Below are 26,201 nucleotides of genomic sequence, written 5' to 3'. Positions count from 1 at the left end.
CCGCACCTGTCCAATTCGTCGTCGTAATGAAGAGAGCAACGTGGCCGCCGACAAGATCGACACCATCGTCAACCTGAGCAAGCGCCGTGGCTTCGTCTACCCGTGCAGCGAGATCTACGGTGGTCAGCGCGCCGCCTGGGACTACGGGCCGCTGGGTGTCGAGCTGAAGGAGAACCTCAAGCGCCAGTGGTGGCGTTACATGGTCACCTCGCGCGAGGACGTCGTCGGCATCGACTCGTCGGTGATCCTGGCCACCGAGGTCTGGGAGGCCTCCGGCCACGTCGCCACCTTCACCGACCCGCTCACCGAGTGCACCTCCTGCCACAAGCGGTTCCGCGCGGACCACCTGATCGAGGCGTACGAGGAGAAGCACGGCAAGGAGCCCGCGAACGGCCTCGCCGAGCTCAACTGCCCCAACTGCGGCAACAAGGGCACCTTCACCGAGCCCAAGAACTTCTCGGGTCTGCTCTCCACCCACCTCGGCCCGACCCAGGACAGCGGCTCCGTCGCCTACCTGCGCCCCGAGACCGCGCAGGGCATCTTCACCAACTTCGGCCAGGTCCAGCAGACCTCGCGCAAGAAGCCGCCCTTCGGCATCGCGCAGATGGGCAAGTCCTTCCGCAACGAGATCACGCCCGGCAACTTCATCTTCCGCACCCGCGAGTTCGAGCAGATGGAGATGGAGTTCTTCGTCAAGCCGGGCGAGGACGAGCAGTGGCAGGAATACTGGATGCAGGAGCGCTGGAACTGGTACACGGGCCTGGGCCTGCGCGAGGAGAACATGCGCTGGTACGAGCACCCGAAGGAGAAGCTCTCCCACTACTCCAAGCGCACCGCCGACATCGAGTACCGCTTCCAGTTCGGCGGCAGCGAGTGGGGCGAGCTGGAGGGTGTCGCCAACCGCACCGACTACGACCTCTCGGCGCACGCCAAGGCGTCCGGCAGCGACCTGTCGTACTTCGACCAGGAGGCCGGTGAGCGCTGGACCCCCTACGTCATCGAGCCCGCCGCCGGTGTCGGCCGCTCCATGCTCGCCTTCCTCCTCGACGCCTACAACGAGGACGAGGCGCCCAACGCCAAGGGCGTCATGGAGAAGCGCGCCGTGATGCGCCTCGACCCGCGCCTGGCGCCGGTCAAGGTCGCGGTGCTGCCGCTCTCGCGCAACCCGCAGCTCTCGCCGAAGGCGAAGGGGCTCGCGGCGGACCTGCGGCAGAACTGGAACATCGAGTTCGACGACGCGGGCGCGATCGGCCGCCGCTACCGCCGCCAGGACGAGATCGGTACGCCGTTCTGCGTCACCGTCGACTTCGACACGCTCGACGACAACGCCGTGACCGTCCGCGAGCGGGACACGATGTCCCAGGAGCGCGTCTCCCTGGACCAGATCCAGTCGTACCTGGGCGCGCGCCTTCTGGGCTGCTAGTCGCTCCCCACGCCCCTGGGTCCCACGTGGCTGAGCCCCGTACCGCCGAAGAGGCGGTACGGGGCTCGGTCGTCGGGTGGGCCCACCGGCCCGCGGTCAGAGATCCCGTCGCGCGGCGACCGCCCCGCACGCCACCGCCAACGGCAGCTCCGCGCACACCGCCAGCGCGACCGCCGTCGCGAGCTGGGGACCCGGCGCCGACGTCGTGATGTCGAACCACGCGTCCATCACCAGCAGCGCCCCCGTCGCAGCCGCCACCGCCTGCACCCGCGGGTCCCCGCGCCGCAGCAGCACCCCGGTCCCCGCGAGCCCCGCGGCGAGCGCCGCGTCGAGACCTATCCAGGCCAGCGGCCAGTTGGACACCTCCACCGTGGACGGCAGCGTCTTCGCCAGGACCACCATCCACGGCACCAGCACGACCCCCGCCCCCGTCAGCAGCGTCGCCAGGCGCGGCCGGCGGATACGGATCTGCGGGGCGACGAGCGTCATGGCGGCGGTCTCCTTCCGGCCCGGCGGCCAGTCCGCCGGACACGGCAACAAGCCTCGCCTGCCCGGCCGTTGAGATCAGTAACGCGACGGTCCGAACCGGGGGTGGTGCCAGCTCCACCCCCGGGCGGGCAGTAACGTGATGGCACCGCCCCGAACTGGGCGTTTACCGTATGCGCATGGCAACTCCCGGCCCGCTGCGGCGCGCGACCGACTGGGCCGCCGCGCACGCCCCGTGGTCGGCGTGGGCCTGGCGCAACACCGCCTTCGCGGTGGCGGGCATACCGCTCGCGCTGCCCGCCGCGGGCTCGATCACGTATCTGGTCCTCGCGCCCGGACACACCCCCGGCGCCCTGCTCTTCGTGTTCCTCCTCAGCCCGCTCCTCACCGCGCTCCAGCGCAGCCGCTTCTGGTCGCTGCTCGGGCTCGACGTGCCCGGCATCGTCCGGCACGGCCGCCCCTTCACCTGGCGCGGGCTCGTCGAACGGCTGCGGTCGGAGGCGACCTGGCGGCAGTACGGCTACCACCTCCTCGTCGCCCCGCTCGCCGCGGCGGCCGGCGTCCTGGTGGTCGGCGGCTGGGTCACGGGCCTCGTCTGCGCCTTCGTACTGTCCTGGCTGTGGGCGGCGCCGCTCAACGCGGGGCTGCCCGACTGGACGCAGGCGTACGCCCTGTTCACCGCCGCCGGGGTGCTGCTCCTGCTCGTCACGCCCTGGTTCACCGCGGCGGCCGTCCGGCTCGACGGCTACGCCGCCGCCACCCTGCTCGGCCCCAGCCGCGCCAAGGAGCTGGAGCGGCGCGTGGAGACCCTGGCCGAGAGCCGCGCCGGGGTCCTGGACGCCGCCGACGCCGAGCGCCGCCGCATCGAACGCGATCTGCACGACGGCGCCCAGCAGCGGCTGGTCTCCCTCGCCATGAACCTGGGCCTGGCCCGCGCCACCCTCACCGACCTGCCGCCCGAGGCCCGGGCCGTCATCGACGAGGCGCACCGCGAGGCCAAGGAGGCCATCGAGGAGCTCAACAACCTGGTGCGCGGGCTGCACCCGGCCGTCCTGGACGACCGGGGCCTGGACGCGGCGCTCTCCGGTATCGCCGCCCGCGCCCCGCTGCCGGTCGAGCTCAGCGTCGACCTGGACCGGCGCCCCGCGCCCACCGTCGAGGCCGTCGCCTACTTCGTCGTCTCCGAGGCGCTGGCGAACGTCGCCAAGCACGCCCGGGCCACGCGCTGTTCCGTACGGGTGCGGCGCCGGGGCGATCTGCTCCGCCTCACCGTCGGCGACAACGGCATCGGGGGCGCGGACGCCGCCGCCGGCACCGGGCTGCGCGGCCTCGCCAAACGCGTGGGGTCCGTGGACGGGACCATCCGCATCAACAGCCCCCTCGGGGGTCCGACCGTCATCACCGTGGAGCTGCCGTGCGGGCTGTGATCGCCGAGGATTCTGTACTGCTGCGCATAGGACTCGTCAAGGTCCTGGAAATGGCCGGGTTCGAGGTCGCCGCGGAGACGGAGGACGCCGACGGGCTGCTCGCGGCCGTCGAGGAACACCGCCCGACGCTGGCCCTCGTCGACGTCCGGATGCCGCCCGGCTACACCGACGAAGGTGTCCGCGCCGCCCTGATGATCCGTCAGCAGTGGCCGGACACGGCCGTTCTGCTGCTCTCCCAGTACGTCGAGGAGCGGTACGCGGCCGATCTGCTCAGCGCCCGGTCCGGCGGCATCGGCTATCTGCTGAAGCAGCGCGTCGCCGATGTCGAGGAGTTCGTCGACGCCCTGCGGCGGGTGGCCGGCGGCGGGACCGCGCTGGACCCGCAGGTCGTCGCCCAGCTGCTGCTGCGCCGGGGCGGCGGCACCGACCCGCTGCAACGCCTCACCCCGCGCGAACGGGAGGTCCTCGCCCTGATGGCCGAGGGCCGCTCCAACGCGGGAATCGCCGAGCAGCTGGTCGTGGGCGAGAGCGCCGTCGCCAAACACATCAACAACATCTTCGCCAAGCTCGACCTGCCGGTCGCCGAGGGCGACCACCGCCGGGTCCTCGCCGTCCTGCGCTTCCTGGACGGTGGCTCACCGGACGGCGGCTCGCCGGGCGGCGTTTCACCGGGCGGCGGCTCATGAGCGCCGACGTCCGGCCCGGCCCGGACCGCCGCCCCGCCCCGGACCCCGACCTGCCCCGGCCCCGGCACCGGGGCCGGTGGATCCTGGTCGCCGTGCTCAGCGCGCTGTTCGTGGTGGCACCGCTCGGCGTCGAGGTGTACGCCCAGCTCGCACGCCAGACCACCAGCCACACCAGCGTCGAGACCAGCGACCGCCACCCGGTCAGGACCATCGAGGTCGACGCGGGAAGCGCCGAACTGACCGTGGTCCCCGGCGCCGAGGGCGAGGTCCGCGTCCAGGAACGGCTCTCCTGGTCCCTGCGCAAGCCGAAGGTCCGCAAGGAGTGGGACGGCGACACCCTCAGGCTGCGGCCCGAGTGCGACGGCCGGTTCGCCGTCACCAGCCTGGGCTGCTCGGTCCAGCTCGACCTGACCGTCCCGGCCGGGGTCGGCCTCACCGTGCGCAGCGGCTCGGGCGGCGTCCGCGTCAGCGGCCTCACCGGCCCCATCGACGTGCACGGCGGCTCCGGCACCGTCAAGCTCTACGGGGTGCGCGGCCCGCTGAAGGCCGTCGTGGGCTCCGGCTCGGTCAGCGGCGCCGCGATCGGCTCCGCCGGGGCCGAGGTGCGCTCCGGGTCCGGCCACGCCGAGCTGGAGTTCGTCACCGCGCCGAGAAAGGTCACCGCCTCCACGGGCTCGGGCAACGTCGAACTCTTCCTCCCCACCGGCTCGCACTACCGGATCACGGGCACCAGGGGATCGGGCACCCGCCACATCGACGACTCCCTGCGCGACCCCGCCTCGGACCGCCTCATCGACCTCTCGGCCGGCTCGGGCACGGCGACCGTGGACCACACCCGCTGGTAGCACCGGCCGCAGCCGCCGTCACCCCCGGTCGGCCCGCAGGCCGTGCACCACCAGGTCCACCAGGGCCGTGAAGTCCGCCTCGATCTCCGGCCGCAGCCACTGCGACGCGTACGCCGGGTCGTGGAAGCGGTTGGTGGCGTCGAAGACCGCCCGCGCCATCCGCTCGTCCGGCCCCAGCGCCGTGAACTGGCCCCGCTCGACGCCCCGGTGGACGATCCGCGCGAGCTGGGCGACCAGCTCGGTGATGTGCTCCTCGACCACCGTGCTGGTCTCCGCGAGCAGCACCTCGTACGTCGCGAAGAGCTCGGGGTCGTCGCCCGCCTTGCGGCGCTTGGCCTCGAAGAGGGCGGCCAGCCACGCGCGCAGCGTCGCCTCCGCCTCCCGCGGCTCGTCCTCCGTGATGGCGGCGAGCTCGCGCGTCGTGCGGTCCAGCCAGCGCTTGGTGACGGCCTCCCGCAGCGCCGACTTCGTACGGAAGTGGCGGTAGACGCTGCCGTGGCTGACGCCGAGCTGGCGGGCGACATCGACGACCGTGGCCTTCGCCGGGCCGTGTCGGCGCAGCACCTCCTCGGTCGCTTCGAGGATGCGCTCGGCGGTCAGTGGTTCCGTACTCATGACCTTGACGTTACCCGCCGGGTCCGCCACCGGGCCGGGCCCTGTGGACAACTCAGTGCTCGCTGTCCAGATGCGCCATCTGCGCCGCCGGGTAACGCTCGCCCGCGGCGGCCCCGGCCGGGACCGCCGCCTCGATGGCGGCCAGGTCACGGGCGTCGAGCGTGACGTCCAGGGCGCCCAGCGCCTCGGCCAGCCGGTCCCGGCGGCGGGCGCCGACCAGCGGCACCACGTCCGCGCCGAACCGCTCGCCCTGGGCCATCACCCAGGCGATCGCGATCTGCGCGACCGAGACGCCCTGGTGCTCGGCGACCTTCCGCAGCGCGTCGACGAGGTCGAGGTTGCGGTCGAGGTTCTCGCCCTGGAAGCGGGGGCTCATACCGCGGAAGTCGTTGGCCGCGAGGCGCCGGTCGCGGGTGAAGTGCCCGCTGATCAGCCCGCGCGAGAGCACGCCGTACGCGGTGATCCCGATGCCCAGCTCCTTGGCGGTCGGCAGGATCTCGTCCTCGATGCCGCGGGAGAGGAGCGAGTACTCGATCTGGAGGTCGCAGATGGGGGCGACGGCCGCGGCCCGGCGCAGGGTGTCCGCGCCGACCTCGGACATCCCGATGTGCCGTACGTGACCTGCCTCGACCAGCTCCGCGATGGCGCCGACGGTCTCCTCGACCGGGACGTCCGGGTCGAGCCGGGCGATGCGGTAGACGTCGATGTGGTCGACGCCGAGGCGCTGGAGCGAGTACGCCGCGAAGTTCCGCACCGCCTCCGGGCGGCCGTCGTACCCGGCCCAGCCGCCGTCGGGGTCGCGCAGGGCGCCGAACTTGACGCTGGTGAGGGCCTGTTCACGGGCGGCGGCGGACGCGCCGCGCAGCGCCTCGCCGATGAGCAGTTCGTTGTGGCCCATGCCGTAGAAGTCGCCCGTGTCGAGCAGGGTCACGCCGGCGTCCAGGGCGGCGTGGATGGTGGCGATCGACTCGGCCCGGTCGGCGTCGCCGTACAGCGCGGACATGCCCATGCAGCCGAGGCCGAGGGCGGAGACCTGGGGGCCGGTGGTGCCGAGGGTGCGGGTGCGCATGGTGGTCACTCCTTGAGGGGGAGGGGAAAGGGTGCCCCTCCACTGTCGCATGACAGCTGACAGATTTCAATATCTGATACTTGATACCTGTCACCCCTCATGCGGCACCCGCCCTCATCCCCGGGAACCCGCTTCACCCCACGGCCCGGGGCAGCCGCAGACTCAGCAGCACCGTCAGGACCACCGCCGCGAGCTGCACCAGCAGGGTCACCACCAGCGCGTCCCGGGTGCCCATGGACGACGCCAGCGAGAGGAAGAGGCTGCCGAGGGTGGCGACCCCGAGTGCGAGGGCGGACTGCTGGGTGGTGACCATGACGCCGCTGCCCACGCCGGCGCGGTCGGTCGGCACGTCGGAGAGCACGATCCGGAACAGCACCGGCAGCTGGAGGCCCTGGCCGAGCCCGGCGAGCGCGACCCCGGGCGCCAGCTCGGCTATGCCGAGGCCGGACCAGCCGCGCCAGACGGTGAGCACCAGGACCGTGATGCCGAGGCCCTGGAGGATGCCGCCGGTGGTGACGATCCGGCTGCCGTACCGGCCGATCAGGCGCGGCCCGGCGAGCGAGGCGGCGAAGAACGCCACCGCCATCGGCACCAGTGCGAGCCCGGCCGACACCGGCCCCATCCGCAGGCCCTGCTGGAGGACGACCGCGATGACGAACATGAAGCCGCTGAAGCCGACCGAGAACGGCACGATCATCACCAGGCCCCGGCGGAGCGAGGGCAGCCGCAGCAAGCTCGGCGGGACCAGCGGCGTACCGCCGAGGCGGTCGGCGCGCCGCTCGGTGCGGTAGAACGCGAGGGCGGCGAAGGGGAAGACGGCGAGCGAGACCCAGGTCCACAGCGGCCACCCGGCCGCCCGCCCCTCGGTCAGCGGCAGCAGCAGGCTGATCAGCGAGAGCGCCAGCAGCAGCGTGCCGGGCACGTCCACCGAGGCGGGCCGGTCCGAGCGGGTGTCGGGCACACTGCGGACCGCGAGCACCAGCCCGACGACCACCACGGGGACGTTCACCAGGAAGACCGCGCGCCAGCCGCTGCCCGCGATGTCGGCGGCCACCAGCACGCCGCCGAGGATCTGCCCGGCGACCATGGAGAGCCCGGCGGTCGCGCCGTACAGGCTCATCGCGCGCGCCCGGCGCGGTCCGGCCGTGGTGGCCTGGATGGTGGCGAGGACCTGCGGCAGCATCAGAGCGGATGCCGCGCCCTGGGCGACCCGGGCCGCCACCAGCGTCCAGGCGCTCGGCGCGAGGCCGCAGGCCAGCGAGGTCACCCCGAAGGCCGCCATGCCGATGAGGAAGAGCCGGCGCCGCCCGGCCATGTCGCCGAGCCGGCCGCCGAGGACGAGCAGGACGGCGTACGCGACGCCGTAGCCCGCGACCACCAGTTCCAGCGTGGCCGCGCCCGCCGCCAGGTCCTTCTCCATGGCGGGCAGGGCGACGTTGACGATGAAGAAGTCGATCAGGGGAAGGGCCGCGCCGAGCAGTACGGTGAACAGCCCGAGCGGGCCGATCGCCGCGCCGCCGTGGCGGATCACCGGGACGGCCGGGGCACCGGCCGGGGCGGTGGATGCGGAAGTAATCACGTCGTTGCTCACGCAGAAGACGATCGCCGTTCTCCCAGCCTGGTACCAGAGTCTCTTTATCCTGGTACACGCACTACCTGGCAATGGGGTGAGCGGTACGGCACCCTGGTGCCATGACCACAGTGGCCCCGGAGTCCGACGTCCGCCGGCACGAGCTGGCGGAGTTCCTGCGCAGCCGCCGCGAGCGCATCACGCCCGAACAGGTCGGCCTGCCGCACGGCCGCCGCAGGCGCACCCCCGGGCTGCGCCGCGAGGAGGTCGCCCACCTCTCCGCCGTCGGCGTCACCTGGTACACCTGGCTGGAGCAGGCCCGCGAGATCCAGGTCTCCGCGCAGGTGCTCGACGCGCTGGCGCGGGCCCTGCTGATGGACGCCAGTGAGCGTACGCACCTGTTCGCCCTCGCGGGCGCCAGCGACCCCAACCCCAACGCGCCCTGCCCGACGGTGACTCCGGCCCTGCGGGCGATGCTGGACCAGCTGGAGCCGGTGCCGGCCTGCATCCAGAACAGCCGGTACGACATCCTCGCCTACAACCGCACCTACGCCCGGCTGCTCTGCGACCTCGACGCGCTGGCGCCCGAGGACCGCAACTGCATGTGGCTGGCCTTCACCAACGACGACTGGCGTGCGGCCGTCGCCGACCTGCCGGACGTCAACCGGATGATGGCGGCCAAGTTCCGCGCCGCGATGGCCGAGCACCTGGCCGAGCCCGCCTGGAAGACGCTGCTGAACCGGCTGGAGAACGGCTCGCCCGAGTTCCGCGAGATCTGGGCCCGGCACGAGGTGGTCGACCAGAGCGGCCGGGAGAAGTACATCCGCAACGCCCATGTGGGCCTGCTGCACCTGGAGCACACCAACCTGTGGCTGGGCCCCTCCTCGGGCCCGCGCCTGGTGACGTACGTCCCGGTGGACGACGCCTCGCGCGCGGGGCTTGAGCGGCTGCTGGAGATTTCGGTCCGGGAAGCGGCGCCGGTCGGGGCCGCGCGGTGATCCCGACCGGCGCACGCTCAGATGGAGCCGAACTCACCGGCCTTGAGACCTGCCACGAAGGAAGAGAAGGCGTCCGCGGGGAGGTTCAGGGCCGGGCCGCCTGGGTTCTTGGAGTCACGTACGGGGACGATACCGCTCGTGACGACAAGGTTGGCAGCGATCTCCACGCAGTTGCCACCGTTGTTGCTGTAGGAAGACTTGAACCACTGAGGGGATTCGGTCGTCACGGTTTGCCCTTTCGTACCTGCTCGATCATGGCCACAGATGCCGCCTGCGACAGGGATTCGGCCTGCAATTGATGGTAGGCCGTCAACATGGGCTCTACGGACGTGCTCTCACGGTCCAAGTTGCCCTGCGCCTGGGACTCTGCGTAACAGATCACCGAACGATCCGGCAGGGTCAGGAGGTTAACGGGCAGGTCAAACGTGCGGCGCTCACCGATGTCGTACGGCACCACTTGGAGCAGGGTGTTCGGTAACTCGGCGAACTCGACGAGACGGGCGAGCTGGGCATCCATCACGGCTGCCCCGCCGACCGTACGCCGGATGCAGCTCTCGTCCATGGCCACGAACACCATGGGCGGGCGGGGGCGCAGCAGAGCTGCTTGGCGCTCCGCGAGGAACGCGACGCGATCGTCTGCCTGTTCAGGCGTGATGGCGCCCCGTCGTACGGCGCTGTCGGCCAGCACTCGTGCGTACTCCGGTGTCTGCAACAGGCCCGGGATGATGCCGATTTCGTACAGCCGCAACTCCACCGCCCTCCCCTCGTACTTGACGTACTCCGGGAACCCCTCCAGCAGGCTGCCTTGCCGCATCTGCCGGTACTCGCGCTCGAACGTGTCCGCGGTGCCCTCAAGGCCCAACGCCCGGTCCGCACTACGCGCGAACCGGAGAGTCGGAGGCTTCCGGCCGGTTTCCACCGCCGAGATGTGCACACTGGAATACTCCATCCGGTCGGCGAGATCGTCCTGGGTCCAGCCCCGCGCCTCCCGCAGGCTGCGCAGACGCGCCCCGTAAGCCGCTTGTGGGGAGGCGTCCGGCCTCAACTCCTTGCGGTTCAAAGGATGTTCACCAACCTTCCGTTCGCTTCCAGCAAGTTGAATGGTTCCCAGGTGTGAGCCACTCTGAACCCGCCCAGTAGCGAAAGCACTACGGAGAGGAGCGGTCGTGTCCGGCGAGAACAGGACCGCCGAGAGGGCGGGATCATGAGCGGCCCGGAATACGTGGCGGACACCGCGAACGACGACAGGATCGGCGTGGTGCAGCAGCGCTACGAAGGGAGCGTCTATCTGCGTCCCCCCGGCGGCGGAACCGAGTGGGCCACGGCCCCGGAAGCGCTGCGGAGCCTTTCGCCCGAGGAACTCGCGCGGGTCCGCGTGTTCGAGACCCCCGTTGGCCGGTGGCGCTGATGTGGGCGTTTCCGGTGGGACCGCCGACAGTGCCGGAGCGCGACTCGGCACCTGTTCCCGTGAGTGCCGCCGGCACGCCGTGCGGCGTCGTCCACAGGCTGCTGCGGCACCCGTCCAGCGAAGTGACCATGACGGCCCAGTGCCTCCACGGCAGCGGATGCTCGTGGATGCTGGCCGCGACGAACGACCTTGAGGCGGGAAGCGTCGCGATCATGTCTCACACCGCCGAGACGGGGCACGGGATCTTCACGCGCCGTCTGGAGGACGTGGCGTACGTGGTCGGAGGCAAGGCACGGGAACAGGCGTGCCGAGTGGCGGTCGAGCGCGGACCCACGCGCGCGTGACGGCGGCCCGGAGGGGTACGGGGTTACGGGGTTACCGGACCCCCGCCCCCACCTTCTCCGTCTCCAGCCGCTCCGCCGTGCGCCGGGCCGATTCCCGGGCCCGGCGTCCGCTGGTGGCCGCGCCCACGAGCAGGACGGCCAGGCCGCACCCGGTGATGATCCACCAGGCCGGGCGGGCCGCGTCCGCGAAGGTGTCGGCGTAGCCGCCGGCGGCCGGGGCGGCCAGGCCGCCCGCGAGGACCGCGCCGATGACCGCGACGCCCAGCGTCTGGCCGGTCTGGCGGCTGGTGGAGGCCACCGCCGCCGCGACGCCCGCCTGGGCGCGGGGCATCCCGGAGACGGCCGTGTTGGTGATGGGGGAGTTGACCATGCCGAAGCCGAGGCCGAACAGGGCGTACCCGGTGAAGAGCAGGGCCGTCGACGATTCCGCCTCGAACGCGGCGAACAGCAGCCCGCTCGCGGCCATGGTGACGCCCGCGATCAGCAGCGACGGCCGGGGCCCCCGGCTCGCGACCAGCCGGCCCGACAGCGGCGCCACGACGAGGGTGACGGCCGCCATCGGCACCATGTAGAGCCCGGCGTGCAGGGCGTCGTAGCCGCGTACGTTCTGGAGGTAGAGCGTGTTGACGAAGAGGAAGCCGCCCAGCGCCGCGAACGCCGAGACCGCGATGACGGTGGCCCCGCTGAACGGCGTACTGCGGAAGAAGCGCAGGTCGATGAGGGGTTCGCGGCGCCTGGGCTCGTAGAACAGCAGACCGGCCAGGGCCGCGAGGGCGACGGCGCAGAAGAGGAGGATGCGCGCGGAGGTCCAGCCCGTGCTGGGCGCCTCGATGATCGCGTACGTGAGCGAGCCGAGCAGCGCCACGATCAGGAGCTGGCCCACGGGGTCGGGGCGGCGGGGCTCGGGTGCGCGGGACTCCGGTATGTACCGCCAGGTCAGCAGAAGGGCGGCGAGACCCACTGGCAGGTTGATCCAGAAGATCGAGCGCCAGCCGACCGAGTCGACCAGCAGTCCGCCGATGATCGGGCCCGCCGCCATGGAGAGGCCGACGACGCCGCTCCACACGCCGATGGCGCGGGCGCGTTCGCGCGGGTCGGTGAAGGTGTTGGTGATGATCGACATCGCCACCGGGTTGAGCATCGAGCCGCCGACCGCCTGGAGGGCGCGGAAGGCGACCAGCGAGGAGAGGTTCGGGGCGATCGAGCAGAGCAGCGAGCCGAGGGTGAAGAGGGTCAGGCCCGCCATGAAGACCCGGCGGCGGCCGATCCGGTCGGCGGTGGAGCCGGAGAGCATCAGCAGGGAGGCGAGGACGAGGGTGTAGGCGTCGATCGTCCACTGCATCCCGGACACGGTGGTGTGCAGTTCACGCTGCATGGTGGGCAGCGCCACGTTCAGGATCGTGTTGTCCAGGCCGACGATGAGCAGGCTCATACAGCAGATGGCCAGCACGAGTAGGCGGCGGCGGGGGCTGAGATCGGGCATGCGTCGATAGTACGGCTAACTAACGACCTGGTCCATGTAGTACGGCTAACTAATGACCACGGGGATGCGCGACAATGGCGTAATGACCACGCTCAACATCGGCCCGCATGCCGTGCAGCCTCCCGTGGTGCTGGCGCCCATGGCCGGCATCACCAATGCCCCGTTCCGTACCCTGTGCCGCGAGTTCAGCGGCGGCAAGGGGCTGTTCGTGAGCGAGATGATCACGACGCGGGCGCTGGTCGAGCGCAACGAGAAGACCATGCAGCTGATCCACTTCGACGAGTCGGAGACGCCCCGCTCGATCCAGCTGTACGGCGTCGACCCGGTCACCGTCGGCAAGGCGGTCCGGATGATCGTCGACGAGGACCTGGCCGACCACATCGACCTGAACTTCGGCTGCCCGGTGCCCAAGGTGACCCGCAAGGGCGGCGGCTCGGCCCTGCCCTACAAGCGCCCGCTGCTGCGCGCGATCCTCCACGAGGCGGTCTCCAACGCCGGGGACCTGCCGGTCACCATGAAGATGCGCAAGGGCATCGACGACGACCACATCACCTTCCTGGACGCCGGGCGGATCGCGGTCGAGGAGGGCGTCACCGCGATAGCGCTGCACGGCCGCACGGCCGCCCAGCACTACGGCGGCACCGCCGACTGGGACGCCATCGCGCGGCTGAAGGAGCACGTCCCGGAGATCCCGGTGCTCGGTAACGGCGACATCTGGTCCGCCGAGGACGCGCTGCGGATGATGAAGGAGACGGGCTGCGACGGCGTGGTCGTGGGCCGTGGCTGCCTGGGCCGTCCCTGGCTCTTCGGCGACCTGGTGGGCGCCTTCGAGGGCACGGACTCCTACGCGCGCCCCACCCTGCGCACGGTCTCCGAGGTGATGGTGCGGCACGCGACGCTGCTCGGTGAGTGGATCGGCGACGAGACGCGCGGTGTGATCGACTTCCGCAAGCACGTGGCCTGGTACCTGAAGGGGTTCTCGGTCGGCTCGGAGATGCGCAAGCGCCTGGCGGTCACCTCGTCCCTGGACGAGCTGAGTGCTCAGTTGAGCGAGCTCGACCTGGACCAGCCGTGGCCGGACGGCGCGGACGGGCCGCGCGGGCGCACCTCGGGCAACAACCGCGTGGTGCTGCCGGACGGGTGGCTGAAGGACCCGTACGACTGCTCCGGCATCAGCGCCGACGCCGAGCTGGACACCTCCGGCGGCTGAGGCGCCCCGGGCCGTGGCTCAGGGCCCGAGGTCCGGATCGTGGGCCGGTCCGGGGTCCGGATCGTGGAATTCGAGCCCTTCGCACGGCGTGATTCTCGCCACCCCTGATAGGGGTTGCGCTCAGATGAGCACTTTGAGGGCGGCTGCATCTCTAGAAGGGGTGGCACTGAGTGCCACCCCTTCTGTCTTCAAGAAGTAAACTCACCTGTCGCCAGGTGCGCTCAGAAGAGCGGGAATCCTCGGGTTACGGCAAACCCGGGTTCAGGGAGTGAACACATCAAGATCGCTCCGTTTACCCACCGGTTACTTTCGATCTGCTGGCGGACGAGTGGTTAAGGCCCCATGACGCGCAAGTGGACGTACCCAGACACCTTCGATCTGGGTATGTTCCTGGCCGTCAGGGCAGCCGCCACGCTTTTTCGAGGCCGAGGAGTCGAGACCCGTGTCGGAAGACAAGGACCTCCAGCACAGCCAGAAGTTCGTCTACGACTTCACCGAAGGGAACAGGGACCTCAAGGACCTGCTCGGTGGAAAAGGCGCGAACCTCGCCGAGATGACCAACCTCGGCCTGCCGGTGCCTCCCGGCTTCACCATCACCACCGAGGCGTGCAAGGTCTACCTCGACAGCGGCGAGGAGCCGGCCGCCCTGCGCGACGAGGTCAGCGCGCACCTGGACGCCCTTGAGCAGAAGATGGGCAAGAAGCTCGGCCAGGCCGACGACCCGCTGCTCGTCTCCGTACGCTCGGGCGCCAAGTTCTCCATGCCCGGCATGATGGACACCGTCCTCAACATCGGCCTCTCGGACGCCTCGGTGACCGGCCTCGCCAAGCAGTCCGGCGACGAGCGCTTCGCCTGGGACTCCTACCGCCGGCTCATCCAGATGTTCGGCAAGACCGTCCTCGGCGTGGACGGCGAGCTCTTCGAGGAGGCCCTGGAGGCCGCCAAGGCCGCCAAGAAGGTCACCGTCGACACCGACCTCGACGCCGCCGACCTCAAGAAGCTGGTCAAGCACTTCAAGAAGGTCGTCAAGACCGAGGCCGGCCGCGACTTCCCGCAGGACCCGCGCGAGCAGATGGACCTCGCCGTCAAGGCGGTCTTCGAGTCGTGGAACGGCGACCGCGCCAAGCTCTACCGCCGCCAGGAGCGCATCCCGGGCGACCTGGGCACCGCCGTCAACATCTGCTCCATGGTCTTCGGCAACCTCGGCCCCGACTCGGGCACCGGTGTCGCCTTCACCCGCGACCCGGCCTCCGGCCACCAGGGCGTCTACGGCGACTACCTGCAGAACGCCCAGGGCGAGGACGTGGTCGCGGGCATCCGCAACACCGTGCCGCTGGCCGATCTGGAGGGCATCGACAAGAAGTCGTACGACCAGCTCATGCAGATCATGGAGACCCTTGAGACCCACTACAAGGACCTCTGCGACATCGAGTTCACCATCGAGCGCGGCCAGCTCTGGATGCTCCAGACCCGCGTCGGCAAGCGCACCGCCGGTGCCGCCTTCCGTATCGCGACCCAGCTGGTGGACCAGGGCCTGATCGACGAGGCCGAGGCGCTCCAGCGCGTCAACGGCGCCCAGCTCGCCCAGCTGATGTTCCCGCGCTTCGACGAGGCCGCCCGCAGCGAGCAGCTCGGGCGCGGCATCGCCGCCTCGCCGGGCGCCGCGGTCGGCAAGGCGGTCTTCGACTCGTACACCGCCATCAAGTGGTCGCGCTCGGGCGAGAAGGTCATCCTGATCCGCCGTGAGACCAACCCGGACGACCTGGACGGCATGATCGCCGCCGAGGGCATCCTGACCTCGCGCGGCGGCAAGACCTCGCACGCGGCGGTCGTGGCGCGCGGCATGGGCAAGACCTGTGTCTGCGGCGCCGAGGAGCTGGAGGTCGACACCAAGCGGCGCCGGATGACCGCTCCCGGCGGTGTGGTCGTCGAGGAGGGCGACGTCGTCTCCATCGACGGCTCCACCGGCAAGGTGTACCTCGGTGAGGTCCCGGTCGTGCCGTCGCCGGTCGTGGAGTACTTCGAGGGCCGGATGCACGCGGGCGCCGACGACGCCGACGAGCTGGTCGCGGCCGTGCACCGGATCATGGCGTACGCGGACCGGGTACGCCGGCTGCGGGTACGGGCCAACGCCGACAACGCCGAGGACGCCCTGCGGGCGCGCCGCTTCGGCGCCCAGGGCATCGGCCTGTGCCGCACCGAGCACATGTTCCTCGGTGAGCGCCGCGAGATGGTCGAGCGGCTGATCCTGGCCGACACCGACGACGAGCGCGAGAAGGCACTGAGTGCCTTGCTGCCGCTGCAGAAGAAGGACTTCGTCGAGCTCTTCGAGGCGATGGACGGCCTGCCGGTCACCGTGCGCCTGCTGGACCCGCCGCTGCACGAGTTCCTGCCCGACATCACCGAGCTGTCGGTGCGCGTCGCGCTCGCCGAGTCCCGCAAGGACGCCAACGAGAACGACCTGCGGCTGCTCCAGGCCGTCCACAAGCTGCACGAGCAGAACCCGATGCTGGGCCTGCGCGGGGTGCGCCTGGGCCTCGTCATCCCGGGGCTGTTCGCGATGCAGGTGCGGGCGATCGCGGAGGCGGCGGCCGAGCGCCGGGGCGCCAAGGGCGACCCGCGTGCGGAGATCATGATTCCGCTGGTCGGCACGGTCCAGGAGCTGGAGATCGTCCGCGAGGAGGCCGACCGGGTCATCGCCGAGGTCGAGGCCGCCACCGGCACCGAGCTCAAGCTGACGATCGGCACGATGATCGAGCTGCCGCGCGCCGCTCTGACGGCGGGCCAGATCGCCGAGGCCGCCCAGTTCTTCAGCTTCGGCACCAACGACCTGACGCAGACGGTGTGGGGCTTCTCGCGGGACGACGTGGAGGCGAGCTTCTTCACCGCGTACCTGGAGAAGGGCATCTTCGGTGTCTCGCCGTTCGAGACCATCGACAAGGACGGCGTCGGCTCGCTGGTCCGCTCGGCCGTCGAGGCCGGCCGGGCCACCCGCCCCGACCTGAAGCTGGGCGTCTGCGGCGAGCACGGCGGCGACCCGGAGTCGGTGCACTTCTTCCACGAGGTGGGCCTGGACTACGTCTCCTGCTCCCCGTTCCGCATCCCCGTGGCGCGCCTGGAGGCGGGCCGCGCGGCTGCCGTGTCCCCCGCGGGCAAGGGCAGCGACTCGCGATAGGGCTCCGGAGCCGCCGTCGGGTCCCCGACCCTCACCACCGATCCGACGGCGGTTCCGGTTCACATGGAAGGGGCGGCACCCTGTGCGGGGGTGCCGCCCCTTCCGCATGTCCGCACCGGATTCCGCTTGTTGTCGTTCCGGGTTGTCGTCGTTGCGGGCCGCGCGCGGATGTGCTCCGGATGCGCGGCTCCTTAATTCCTGTTGAAGCGCGGACATTTCACGGGCGGCGCGGCCCCGAATTGCAGAGTGCGGTTCACGGATCCCCATCCGTGAACCGCACTCTGTCATCCCCGCCGGGCACGGAGCCGCCACCATGCCTACCGCCGCCAGACGAAGCAAAGCCCCCCACGGTCCTCACAACGTCTTTCCGGTTGGCCCGGTGTCGTGCCCGACGTCGTACAGCTTTTCGGTACACACGGGCTGCTCGCGATGCCTTTCAACTGTGGCTGAAAGGCCGGTGGTCACGGCCTGTGACGGTAGGCATACTCAGGGGCGGGACGATTGCGGGTGCAACATGATGCGACACGTTGCAACATTCGAGACAGGTGGAGATTCGGTGCTGCGTATTCATTTCACTGGCGTGGACCTGGCCCGGGTGCGCATGGCGCCCGGTCCGGACGCGCTGTGGGAAACGATTCTCAGCTTTCATCGATTAAGAGACCGTCGGGGCGCCCTAGTCTTCGGTGAATGGCGAACGGAAACGCGTACCCGGTTGAACGGTGAAACACGTCTGCTCTCCGCAGTGGTGCCGGGCCGCGGCTATTTTCCCGACTTTCTCACGCCCCCCGAAGGGCCGCACACCATCGACACAGGGCTCGAAGCCGTCCGCGAGACGGGACAGGACCGGCTGCACGACGAGCTCTCCCGGGTCGCGGGACCCAGGGGCCTGCCCCGCTGGCTGCGGGCGCTCGCCGACGGGCGCGCCGAGCCGCTGGATCGTCTCATGGGCGTCCTGCGCGGCTACCACCGGGCCGCCATAGCGCCGTACTGGACGCACATCCAGGCCCGGGTCGACGCCGACCGCGCGGCCCGCGGGCGCGCGCTCCTGGACGGCGGGGCGGACGAACTCCTCGCCTCGCTCCCGCCGATGATGCGCTGGCGGGCCCCGGTCCTGGAGGCGGACTACCCGGTGGACCGGGACGTGTACCTGGAGGGGCGCGGGCTGCTGCTCCAGCCGTCGTTCTTCTGCCGCCGCACCCCGGTGTCGCTCCAGGACCCGCTGCTGCCGCCGGTGCTGGTCTATCCGGTGACGCACACCCACACGCCGTACGAGCGGCAGAGCGCGGGCACCGCGCCCGGCCCCTCGCTCGGCCGGCTCGTCGGGCACACCCGCTCGGCGGTGCTCCAGTCGATCGGTCACGGCTGTACGACGAGCGAACTCGCCCGCCGGGCGGGGGTGTCGCTCGCCTCGGCCAGTCAGCACGCCGGCGTCCTGCGGGAGGCCGGCCTGCTGGTGACCCTGCGGCACGGGAGCGCGGTGCTGCACACGCTGACCCCGCTGGGATCGGCGCTGCTGCGGGGTGGCCAGCCGGTGGTGGCGGAACGTTCCGCCCCGGCGATCCTGTAGGGCGCGTCCGTAGGGCGGTTCCCCGGGGGGTGGCCGGAAACAGCCGGTCCCCGGGGCCGCCCTACAACCCGTACCGCACCCCGGTCAGTTGCTCGGAGGCCACCCACAGCCGTTCCCCCGTGGTGTCGTCCAGGGTCCACTTCGCCCGGGACGACCGCGCGGGGGCGCCGCGCCAGCCCTGGAGGCGGGGGCCGGTGAAGGAGTCGGGGCGGACGCCGGGGGCGGTGGCCGCGTAGAGGGTGGGCAGGGCGCCCGCCTCGGCGGGCTGGGCCAGCAGGCGGTTGCCGAGCCGGACCACGCGCTCCGCCGTACGGCGGCCCTCCATACGGACGCCCGCCGTCTGGAGGTTGGTGGAGGCGTAGCCGGGGTGGGCGGCTGCGGCGACCACGTTCGAGCCCGCCGCGCGCAGTTGGCGGGCCAGTTCGTGGATGAAGAGCAGGTTGGCGGTCTTCGAGCGGGCGTAGGCGATCCAACGGCGGTAGCGGCGCTCGCTGTTGAGGTCGGTCAGGTCGAGTGCGGACAGGGCGTGCAGCCCGCTGGAGACCGAGACCACCCGCGCCGCCGGCGCCGCCCGCAGCCGGGGCAGGAGCAGGCCCGTGAGCGCGAAGTGGCCCAGGTGGTTCACCCCGAACTGCCGCTCGAAGCCGTCCGCCGTCGTGCCGTACGGCAGCGCCATCACGCCCGCGTTGTTGATCAGCAGGTCCAGGCGGTCGTGCCGGTACGTGTGCGCGAAGGCGCGGACGGACGACAGGTCGCCGAGGTCCAGGGGCGCGAACTCCACCTCGGCCCCGTACACCTGGCGGTGGATCAGTGCCTCGGCCTCCTTGCCCCTGGCCTCGCTGCGGCAGGCCAGGATCACCCGCGCGCCCTTGCGGGCGAGTTCGCGTGCGGTGACGAGGCCTATACCGCTGTTGGCCCCGGTGACCACCGCCGTACGGCCGCTCTGGTCGGGGATGTCCCTCGCGCTCCAGCCCTGAGTCATGCGGTCACCGTACCGTCCGGTAGGTCCGGACAGCAGGGGACCGCCGGCCACGGGCTCAGGCCGCGGCGCCGCCGTCGATGACCAGGTCCGCACCCACCGCCGACGCCGCGTCGTCCGAGGCCAGATAGAGGACCGCCGCCGCGACCTCGGCGGTGGCCGAGACCCGGCCCAGCGGTGATTCCTCCTTCATCCGCGCCGCGCGCCCGGCCTCGCTCTCGCCGGCGCGCAGCGACATGGTGGTGGCGGAGGCGCCGGGGCTGACCGCGTTGATACGGATGCCGTCCCGGATGTGGTCGAGGGCGGCGGCCCGGGTCAGCGCCGAGACCGCGGCCTTGGTGGTGAGGTAGCCGGCGGCGCCCGCTATCCGCTTGTGGGCGCCGAGGTTGGAGCCGATGTTGACGATCGCGCCCCCGTTCTCCTGGGTGCGCATCTGGGCGACCTCGGCCCGCAGGGCGAGGAAGACACCGGTGAGGTTGGTGTCGATCATGGCCTGCCAGTCCTCGGGCGCCAGATCGGCGAGCGCCGCCCCGCCCCGGCCGCGCAGCACCCCGGCGTTGTTGACGGCGACGTCGAGCGAGCCGAACCGGGTGACGACCGCCGCCACCAGGGCGCGCACGTCCTCGGCGCGGGACACGTCGGCGGTGAACGCGGCGGCCACCCCGCCCGCCTCCCCGGCCAGGGCCACGGTCTCCTCCAAGGAGGCGGCGGTGCGGCCGGCGACCGCCACCTTCGCCCCCTCGGCGGCGAAAGCCAGCGCGACCGCGCGGCCGATCCCGGAGCCGGCGCCCGTGACGAGGACGGTCCTGCCGGTGAAGCGCGCGGCCGAGCGGGCGACTGAGGGAGCAGACATATTTGACCAACCGTTCTGTTATGAGGAGAGAAAAAGGGGGCGCCGCCTCGATGCGGCGCCCCTGGGGGCCGTTCAGTCCAGCAGGGTCAGCGCGGCCTCGGCCGCCTCGCGCACCCTCGCCGGGTCCTCGCAGGCCCTGCCCATCACGCGCATGCCCTGCATGAGCACCAGGAACATCCGGGCCAGCGCGCGCGGATCGCGTCCCGGCGGCAGCTCGCCCTGCGCCCCGGCGCGCACCAGCGCGGAGTGCAGCAGCGTCTCCAGCTGCTCCCAGGACTGCTCGACCCGACGGGCCGCGGCGGTGTCGCGCGCGCCCAGCTCGGCGGCGGTATTGGTGACGAAGCAGCCGTTCAGACGGGTCTTCTCGGCCGTGGAGTCGGCGGCGAAGCGGTGCACGACCGCGCGCACCGCGGGCAGTGCGGGGCCGGGCCCCGACAGCTCGCGGAACAGCAGCGCGCTGTGCGACTCGCCGTACCGGTCGAGCGCCTTCAGATACAGCTCGTGCTTGTTGCCGAAGGTCGCGTAGACGCTCGCCCGGCCGATGCCGAGCCGGTCGACGAGGTCCGCCATCGACGTCGCCTCGTAGCCGCGCTCCCAGAACAGCTCCAAGGCCGACTGGAGTGCGGCGTCCGGATCGAATTCCTTGGTTCGGGCCACGAGGACGACAGTAGATCCATATGGAACGATCGGTCAAGATCCTTTGGTGGACGCCCCTCAGGACGCGTCGGCCAGGTACGTCCGCACGCTGACCTCGTCGTCGTCCAGGCACCGGCCCGTCTCCAGGTCGAAGCGCTGCTTCAGCAGCGGCGAGGCGACGAAGACGCGGCCACCGGCGGAGCCGAGCAGACCGCGCGACATGACGTACGCGCCGGTGAACGGGTCGCGGTTGTCGATCGCGTACGCGCGCCCGGAGCGGTCGGTGAAGACCGCCGCCTGGCGTCCGTCGGGCAGCAGCGCGGCGACCCCCCGACCCGGGATGAGCCGCTCACGCCCGCACACCTCGAACCAGCCGTCTTCCAGTCGCAGTCGGATGCTGTTCTCGTTCATCGCGCGGCCACCTCCAGGGCCAGGACGGGCAGTTCGGGCTTGATCTGACCGCGCTCGGGCACGAACCGGACCGTGGGGTCGGGCGTGCCGGGCGCGTTGACGAAGGAGACGAAGCGGGCGAGGCGCTCGGGGTCCTCGACCGTTTCCGCCCACTCGTCGCGGTAGGCGGAGACATGGGTGGCCATCAGCGCCTCCAGCTCGTCGCAGATGCCGAGGGAGTCGTCGACCACCACGTCCTTGACGTGCTTCAGACCGCCCTCGATCCGCTCCAGCCACACCGAGGTGCGCTCCAGACGGTCGGCGGTGCGGATGTAGAACATGAGGAACCGGTCGATCAGCCGGACGAGTTCATCGTCGCTCAGGTCCTGCGCCAGCAGGTCCGCGTGGCGCGGGGTCGCGCCCCCGTTGCCGCCCACGTACAGGTTCCAGCCGTTGGCCGTGGCGATCACGCCGAAGTCCTTGGACTGGGCCTCGGCGCACTCGCGGGCGCACCCCGAGACCGCCGCCTTCAGCTTGTGCGGGGAGCGCAGCCCCCGGTAGCGCAGCTCCAGGTCGATCGCCATCTTCACCGAGTCCTGCACCCCGTAGCGGCACCAGGTCTGCCCCACACAGGACTTCACCGTGCGCAGCGACTTGCCGTACGCGTGACCGGACTCGAACCCGGCGGCCACCAGACGGGCCCAGATCACCGGGAGCTGGTCGACCCGGGCGCCGAAGAGGTCGATGCGCTGACCGCCGGTGATCTTCGTGTAGAGGCCGTAGTCGCGGGCCACCTCGCCGATGACGATCAGCTTGTCGGGGGTGATCTCGCCGCCGGGGATGCGCGGCACGATCGAGTACGAGCCGTTGCGCTGGATGTTGGCGAGGAAGTGGTCGTTGGTGTCCTGGAGCGCGGCCTGTTCCCCGTCGAGGATGTGGCCGTGGCCGAGGCTCGCCAGGATGGAGGCGACCGCGGGCTTGCAGATCTCGCAGCCCTCGCCGCCGCGCGCGGCCGGGCGCCCGTGCTCGTCCAGGAGCTGCCGGTAGGAGCCGACGCGCAGCGCCAGCGCGATCTCGTACAGCTCCTGGCGGGTCTGCGCGAAGCAGTCGCACAGACCGCCGTCGCCGGTCTTGGGGAGCAGCTTCTCCAGCGTCTTGACGCAGCTGCCGCAGCCCGTGCCCGCCCGGGTGCACTTCTTGACCTCGGGCAGCGAGGCGAGCGGGGTGACCTCGCCCTTGGTGACGTTGTGGCAGGAGCAGATCACCGCGTCGTCCGGCAGCGCCTCCGGGCCCAGCGCCACGGGCGCGCCCAGCCCCGGCGGCAGCACCAGCTGCTCGGCCGGGATCGGCGGGATGTGGCCGGTGAGCGGGCGCAGCGTGCCGTACATCTCGGCGTCGCCCACCAGGACCCCGCCGAGCAGGGTGCCGTCGGGGGAGACCACCAGCTTCTTGTAGATGCCCGAGCGGGCGTCGGTGTAGACGACGTCGAGGCTGCCCTCGGTACTGCCGTGCGCGTCCCCGAAGGAGGCCACGTCCACGCCGAGGAGCTTGAGCTTGGTGGACATGTCGGCGCCGGTGAAGGACTTCTCCGGCTCCTCCTCGCCCCGCGCCAGCGCGTCGGCCACCGCGACCGCCATCTCGTAGCCGGGTGCGACCAGGCCGTACACCTTGCCGTCGCAGGCCAGCGCGCATTCGCCGATCGCGTAGACGGCCGGGTCGGAGGTGCGGCACCGCTCGTCGACCACGATGCCGCCGCGTTCGCCCACGGTCAGACCGCAGTCGCGGGCCAGCTGGTCGCGGGGGCGCACCCCGGCGGAGAAGACGACCAGGTCGGTGTCGAGGCGGGAGCCGTCCGACAGGAGCATGCCGTCCACGGCCCGCTCGCCGGTGATCTCCTGGGTGCCGACGCCGGTGTGGACCGACAGGCCCATGCCCTCGATGGTGCGCAGCAGGGCCGCGCCGCCGCCGTCGTCGACCTGCGCGGGCATCAGCCGGGGCGCGAACTCCACGATGTGCGTGGCCAGTCCGAGGCCCTTGAGCGCGCCCGCCGCCTCCAGGCCGAGCAGTCCGCCGCCGACCACCGCGCCGGTGGTGGCGGTACGGGCGTACTCCTCGATGGCGAGCAGGTCCTCGATGGTCCGGTAGACGAAGCAGCCCGTCAGGTCCTTGCCCGGCACCGGCGGTACGAACGGGTAGGAGCCGGTGGCGAGGACCAGGACGTCGTACGCGAAGACCTCCCCGGAGCGCGCGGTGACCGTGCGCCCGGCGCGGTCCACGCTCCGCGCCGGGTCGCCCAGGCGCAGTTCGATGCCGTACTTGTCGATGAACCCGGGTTCCACCATGGAGAGTTCGTCGGGGGTGGTGCCGGTGAAGTACGAGGTGAGGTGGACCCGGTCGTAGGCGGGCCGGGGCTCCTCCGCGAGCACCACCACGCGGGCGTGGTCGGTGACCCCCTTCTCGGCGAGGGCCTCCAGGAATCGCTGGCCGACCATGCCGTGGCCGACCACGACGATCGTGCGGGCTGCGGCCGAGGGTGCGGGTGTGGTCATGTCGGAACCCTCCGTCGTGGGTGAGCGGGTGCGGCGGGGGCCAGATGGCCGGCGGCGGGCCGGCATGGTGTCCGAACCCATGACCGCAGCCTGCAAGACGGCTGTTTCCCGGTCGGATCTGACCGGTTTCCCGGGCGCAACGGCCCGCTCAGCCCCGCGACGGGGTCCCTGTGAGAGTTCTGCGCTCACGGCCGCCCCCGCGGTGAGCCGCCGCGCGCGGCACGGCCCTGCGACGGGCCGCCCGGAAGGCCCGCGGACGGGCCCCGGGGCTCACTCCGCGCCGGTGAGATGGGCGAAGACCACCACGTTCCCCCGGTAGCCCGACTTCTCGCCGTAGCCGCCGCCGCAGGTGATCACGCGCAGCTCGGGACGGCCGGCCGGGCCGTACACGCGCCGGTCGGGGAAGGCGTCGTTGGGATACACCTCGACCGCGTCGACGCTGAAGAGGGCCGTACGCCGGTCCGCGCGGGCCACCTCGATACGGCTGCCCTTCTTCAGCGCGCCCAGCGCGTAGAAGACGGCCGGCCCGCGCGCGTCGTCGACGTGCCCGGCCATCACGGCCGTACCGACCGCCCCCGGCGCGGTGCCGTCCTTGTACCACCCGGCCGAGCCGCCGCTGCCCGGCGGCACGTCCAGGGAGCCGTCCCGGGCGAGGCCGAGCCGGATCACCGGCGCGTCCACCCGGATCGCCGGAATCCGGATGCGTACGGGCTCGGCGGGCGCCAGGGCCGCTCCGGCGAGGCCGCCGCCGGCGCGGGGCCCGTCCACGCGCGCGTGGGGCGAGCCGGTTCCGCCCGCCGGTGCGCGGGCGGCGGCGAACGCCTCCGCGCGCGTGGGCTGCGGCGGCTCGGACGCCTGCGTGCCCTGCCGCAGCAGCCACACCCCGACGCACACGGCCACGCAGACCAGCCAGCCGTTGCGCCGCCGCGCGGCCTGGGCGTCCCGCAGCGCCTGGGCCGACCGCGCCGCCACCAGCGGTCAGCCCCGGTCGCCCGGCTCGCCGGCCCGGCGGCGCAGCAGCAGCCCGCCGGTGACGGCGGCGACGGCCAGGACGGCCGCCCCGGCCGCGATCTCGGTCCGGTCGGAGGTGGCCGTACCGCCGCCCAGCCCGGTCCTCACATGCCCCCGGGGCTCCTGCCGCTCGCCCGAGGGGTGGTGGTCGCCCCAGTCCTGGAAGGTGTTCTCGCCGCCGCCCGAGACGGTCAGCTCGCCCCGCGCCGACTTGCCGCTGTCGCAGGCCACCGTGATCGGGAAGGTCCCGGACCGGGCGGTGGGGGGCACGGTGAACTGCCCGGCGAGCGCGTCCCTGTGGGCCGAGGCGGTCAGCGGGAACTCCCCGTCGCCCGCCGCGCGCGCGTCCCCCACCGCATGGCCGTCGTGGCCGCACGCGCCGGTGTCCACGGTGACCGTGGTGCCGGGCGCGGCCGTCGACGGCGAGACCTCCACGCCCGCCCCGCCGAAGTCGTTGGCGTACGCGGGCGCGCCGCCGAGGCCCAGCAGGGCCGCCGCGAGCGCGGAACCGGTGAGCAGGCGGGCAGTACGCATGGGTCCTCCGGGGAGCGGGGTGCCGTCCTTCTCCCTCCGAGGTAAATGGCCCGCGCCGAAGCCCGCCCCCCGGCGGGGGGCGAAAGGGTGACGACCGGGCGCGGGCCGTCACCCTTCCACGCGCGCGCCCGCGCTCAGACCGTGTCCCACGGCACCTCCGCGTACAGCCGCCAGAGGGTCTCCATCAGCTCCGCGTCCACCGCGAAGGCGAAGTCGTCGATCCGGGCCACCGGCGCGATGCCCTGAGAGTTGGTGACGAAGGCCGCCCGGTACGCGCCGAGACCGCCCAGGGTGACCGGGCGCCGGACCGTGGCCGTGCCGTACCCGGGCAGCCGCTCTTCGACCAGCGCCATGGTGATGCCCCGCAGCGCCGGACGGTCGGGCCACACCACCGCGCTCCCGTCCCAGAACCCGATGTTGGTGACGGCCCCCTCCGCGATCTCGCCGCCGGGGCCGGTCAGCAGCGCGCTGGTACGGCCCCGGCCGGCCGCGATCCGGCCGTAGTACTGCTGGGCGAAGCCGCCGAGGTGCTTGACGTGGGCGACCGGCCGCTCGTAGGGCACGGAGAGCAGGTGCTGCGGCTCGGGCGAGAGGTCGACGGGCGGGCGCACGGTCACCATCACGGCCGGGTCCTCGTCCGGCCCGTACACATAGACGCGCACCGCCGCGTCCTCGGCGCCGGCCCCGGCCAGGGCCCGGCGGACCAGGGTACGGACCCGCTCACCGTCGAGACCCGGGCCGAACAGCTCACGGGTCGCCGCGTCCAGCCGCGCCAGGTGCAGGGCGAGCCCGCGCACCCGGCCGCCGCGCACCTGCATCGCGGTGAAATGGCCGTAGTTGCCGGTCAGGGCGGGGATGCGGAGGTTCTCCGCGTCGGCGGGGCGGCCGTTGATCTCGACATGGGGGCTCGTCATGGGGCCACCGTAACCGGGCTTGACCTAAA

25 protein-coding genes are annotated in these 26,201 nt (G+C 71.9%); 10 read left to right on the top strand and 15 right to left on the bottom strand.

Annotated features, from left to right (window positions below; all coding sequences use genetic code 11):
• The first annotated feature begins 40 nt into the window (after positions 1-40).
• A complete protein-coding gene (locus tag ACZ5ID_RS33730) occupies positions 41-1,423 on the top strand; it encodes a glycine--tRNA ligase (RefSeq protein ID WP_283143570.1) in 1,383 nt (460 codons plus the stop codon).
• A gap of 96 nt (positions 1,424-1,519) precedes the next feature.
• Here the strand turns inward: ACZ5ID_RS33730 and ACZ5ID_RS33725 are convergent, their stop codons facing one another.
• A complete protein-coding gene (locus tag ACZ5ID_RS33725) occupies positions 1,520-1,912 on the bottom strand; it encodes a hypothetical protein (protein ID WP_468905730.1) in 393 nt (130 codons plus the stop codon).
• Between the two features lie 176 nt (positions 1,913-2,088).
• Between ACZ5ID_RS33725 and ACZ5ID_RS33720 the strand changes: the two genes are divergently transcribed.
• Genes ACZ5ID_RS33720 through ACZ5ID_RS33710 form a run of 3 tightly spaced genes read left to right on the top strand, consistent with a single transcriptional unit; the run spans position 2,089 to position 4,867 of the window.
• Complete coding sequence (locus ACZ5ID_RS33720) at positions 2,089-3,336, top strand: sensor histidine kinase (RefSeq protein ID WP_468905728.1); 1,248 nt, start codon at positions 2,089-2,091, stop codon at positions 3,334-3,336.
• Positions 3,324-4,022, top strand: a complete 699-nt coding sequence (locus tag ACZ5ID_RS33715; protein WP_468905726.1) for a response regulator — start codon at positions 3,324-3,326, stop codon at positions 4,020-4,022. The genes ACZ5ID_RS33720 and ACZ5ID_RS33715 overlap by 13 nt, the downstream gene beginning before the upstream one ends.
• Complete coding sequence (locus ACZ5ID_RS33710; protein WP_468905724.1) at positions 4,019-4,867, top strand: DUF4097 family beta strand repeat-containing protein; 849 nt, start codon at positions 4,019-4,021, stop codon at positions 4,865-4,867. The genes ACZ5ID_RS33715 and ACZ5ID_RS33710 overlap by 4 nt, the downstream gene beginning before the upstream one ends.
• Positions 4,868-4,885: 18 nt before the next feature.
• Here ACZ5ID_RS33710 and ACZ5ID_RS33705 read toward each other — a convergent pair whose 3' ends face one another.
• From ACZ5ID_RS33705 to ACZ5ID_RS33695, 3 genes are all read right to left on the bottom strand, one after another.
• The gene (locus tag ACZ5ID_RS33705; protein ID WP_468905722.1) at positions 4,886-5,482 is read right to left on the bottom strand and encodes a TetR/AcrR family transcriptional regulator; all 597 of its coding nucleotides are present in this window, start codon (positions 5,480-5,482) and stop codon (positions 4,886-4,888) included.
• Positions 5,483-5,534: 52 nt separating this feature from the next.
• Positions 5,535-6,551, bottom strand: coding sequence for an aldo/keto reductase (locus ACZ5ID_RS33700; RefSeq protein ID WP_468905719.1), 1,017 nt, complete (start codon positions 6,549-6,551; stop codon positions 5,535-5,537).
• 133 nt (positions 6,552-6,684) lie between these two features.
• A complete protein-coding gene (locus ACZ5ID_RS33695; protein WP_468905751.1) occupies positions 6,685-8,082 on the bottom strand; it encodes an MFS transporter in 1,398 nt (465 codons plus the stop codon).
• Between the two features lie 161 nt (positions 8,083-8,243).
• Here ACZ5ID_RS33695 and ACZ5ID_RS33690 point away from each other — a divergent pair, with 161 nt between their 5' ends.
• The gene (locus ACZ5ID_RS33690; protein ID WP_468905717.1) at positions 8,244-9,119 is read left to right on the top strand and encodes a helix-turn-helix transcriptional regulator; all 876 of its coding nucleotides are present in this window, start codon (positions 8,244-8,246) and stop codon (positions 9,117-9,119) included.
• Between the two features lie 17 nt (positions 9,120-9,136).
• Here ACZ5ID_RS33690 and ACZ5ID_RS33685 read toward each other — a convergent pair whose 3' ends face one another.
• Both ACZ5ID_RS33685 and ACZ5ID_RS33680 read right to left on the bottom strand, forming a co-directional pair.
• Positions 9,137-9,346, bottom strand: coding sequence for a DUF397 domain-containing protein (locus tag ACZ5ID_RS33685; protein WP_468905715.1), 210 nt, complete (start codon positions 9,344-9,346; stop codon positions 9,137-9,139).
• Positions 9,343-10,179, bottom strand: coding sequence for a helix-turn-helix domain-containing protein (locus tag ACZ5ID_RS33680; RefSeq protein ID WP_468905713.1), 837 nt, complete (start codon positions 10,177-10,179; stop codon positions 9,343-9,345). The genes ACZ5ID_RS33685 and ACZ5ID_RS33680 overlap by 4 nt, the downstream gene beginning before the upstream one ends.
• A 144-nt stretch (positions 10,180-10,323) precedes the next feature.
• On the opposite strand from ACZ5ID_RS33680, the gene ACZ5ID_RS33675 reads away from it, so the two are divergent.
• Both ACZ5ID_RS33675 and ACZ5ID_RS33670 read left to right on the top strand, forming a co-directional pair.
• On the top strand, positions 10,324-10,527 hold the full coding sequence (locus tag ACZ5ID_RS33675) for a hypothetical protein (RefSeq protein ID WP_468905710.1): 204 nt from the start codon (positions 10,324-10,326) through the stop codon (positions 10,525-10,527).
• Positions 10,528-10,586: 59 nt separating this feature from the next.
• The gene (locus ACZ5ID_RS33670; protein WP_468905708.1) at positions 10,587-10,871 is read left to right on the top strand and encodes a hypothetical protein; all 285 of its coding nucleotides are present in this window, start codon (positions 10,587-10,589) and stop codon (positions 10,869-10,871) included.
• Between the two features lie 31 nt (positions 10,872-10,902).
• Here ACZ5ID_RS33670 and ACZ5ID_RS33665 read toward each other — a convergent pair whose 3' ends face one another.
• Complete coding sequence (locus ACZ5ID_RS33665) at positions 10,903-12,354, bottom strand: MFS transporter (protein WP_468905706.1); 1,452 nt, start codon at positions 12,352-12,354, stop codon at positions 10,903-10,905.
• A 64-nt stretch (positions 12,355-12,418) separates the two neighbouring features.
• On the opposite strand from ACZ5ID_RS33665, the gene dusB reads away from it, so the two are divergent.
• The 3 genes from dusB (at position 12,419) to ACZ5ID_RS33650 (ending at position 18,306) form a co-directional block, all read left to right on the top strand.
• Positions 12,419-13,564, top strand: a complete 1,146-nt coding sequence (gene dusB / locus ACZ5ID_RS33660) for a tRNA dihydrouridine synthase DusB (RefSeq protein WP_468905703.1) — start codon at positions 12,419-12,421, stop codon at positions 13,562-13,564.
• Between the two features lie 442 nt (positions 13,565-14,006).
• Positions 14,007-16,739, top strand: a complete 2,733-nt coding sequence (gene ppdK / locus ACZ5ID_RS33655; RefSeq protein ID WP_468905700.1) for a pyruvate, phosphate dikinase — start codon at positions 14,007-14,009, stop codon at positions 16,737-16,739.
• Between the two features lie 556 nt (positions 16,740-17,295).
• On the top strand, positions 17,296-18,306 hold the full coding sequence (locus ACZ5ID_RS33650; protein ID WP_468905698.1) for an ArsR/SmtB family transcription factor: 1,011 nt from the start codon (positions 17,296-17,298) through the stop codon (positions 18,304-18,306).
• A 61-nt stretch (positions 18,307-18,367) separates the two neighbouring features.
• On the opposite strand, the gene ACZ5ID_RS33645 is transcribed toward ACZ5ID_RS33650, so the two are convergent.
• From ACZ5ID_RS33645 to ACZ5ID_RS33610, 8 genes are all read right to left on the bottom strand, one after another.
• The gene (locus ACZ5ID_RS33645) at positions 18,368-19,288 is read right to left on the bottom strand and encodes an oxidoreductase (protein ID WP_468905695.1); all 921 of its coding nucleotides are present in this window, start codon (positions 19,286-19,288) and stop codon (positions 18,368-18,370) included.
• A 55-nt stretch (positions 19,289-19,343) separates the two neighbouring features.
• Complete coding sequence (locus tag ACZ5ID_RS33640; protein ID WP_468905692.1) at positions 19,344-20,138, bottom strand: SDR family NAD(P)-dependent oxidoreductase; 795 nt, start codon at positions 20,136-20,138, stop codon at positions 19,344-19,346.
• A gap of 72 nt (positions 20,139-20,210) precedes the next feature.
• Positions 20,211-20,795 (bottom strand): TetR/AcrR family transcriptional regulator, encoded by a 585-nt coding sequence (locus ACZ5ID_RS33635; RefSeq protein ID WP_468905690.1) that lies wholly within the window; start codon positions 20,793-20,795, stop codon positions 20,211-20,213.
• Positions 20,796-20,852: 57 nt separating this feature from the next.
• The gene (nirD, locus tag ACZ5ID_RS33630; RefSeq protein WP_468905687.1) at positions 20,853-21,185 is read right to left on the bottom strand and encodes a nitrite reductase small subunit NirD; all 333 of its coding nucleotides are present in this window, start codon (positions 21,183-21,185) and stop codon (positions 20,853-20,855) included.
• Positions 21,182-23,713, bottom strand: coding sequence for a nitrite reductase large subunit NirB (gene nirB / locus ACZ5ID_RS33625; RefSeq protein WP_468905684.1), 2,532 nt, complete (start codon positions 23,711-23,713; stop codon positions 21,182-21,184). Before nirB ends, nirD begins: the two co-directional genes overlap by 4 nt.
• A gap of 270 nt (positions 23,714-23,983) precedes the next feature.
• Complete coding sequence (locus ACZ5ID_RS33620; RefSeq protein ID WP_468905681.1) at positions 23,984-24,685, bottom strand: class F sortase; 702 nt, start codon at positions 24,683-24,685, stop codon at positions 23,984-23,986.
• 6 nt (positions 24,686-24,691) lie between these two features.
• Positions 24,692-25,258 carry a hypothetical protein gene (locus ACZ5ID_RS33615; protein WP_468905678.1) on the bottom strand — a complete coding sequence of 189 codons (567 nt, stop codon included), beginning with the start codon at positions 25,256-25,258 and terminating at the stop codon, positions 24,692-24,694.
• A gap of 134 nt (positions 25,259-25,392) precedes the next feature.
• Complete coding sequence (locus ACZ5ID_RS33610; RefSeq protein WP_468905676.1) at positions 25,393-26,172, bottom strand: aminotransferase class IV; 780 nt, start codon at positions 26,170-26,172, stop codon at positions 25,393-25,395.
• Between the last annotated feature and the right edge of the window lie 29 nt (positions 26,173-26,201).

This window comes from Streptomyces sp. NPDC031670, assembly GCF_055580545.1.
This window is presented reverse-complemented; position numbering and strand designations above follow the sequence as displayed.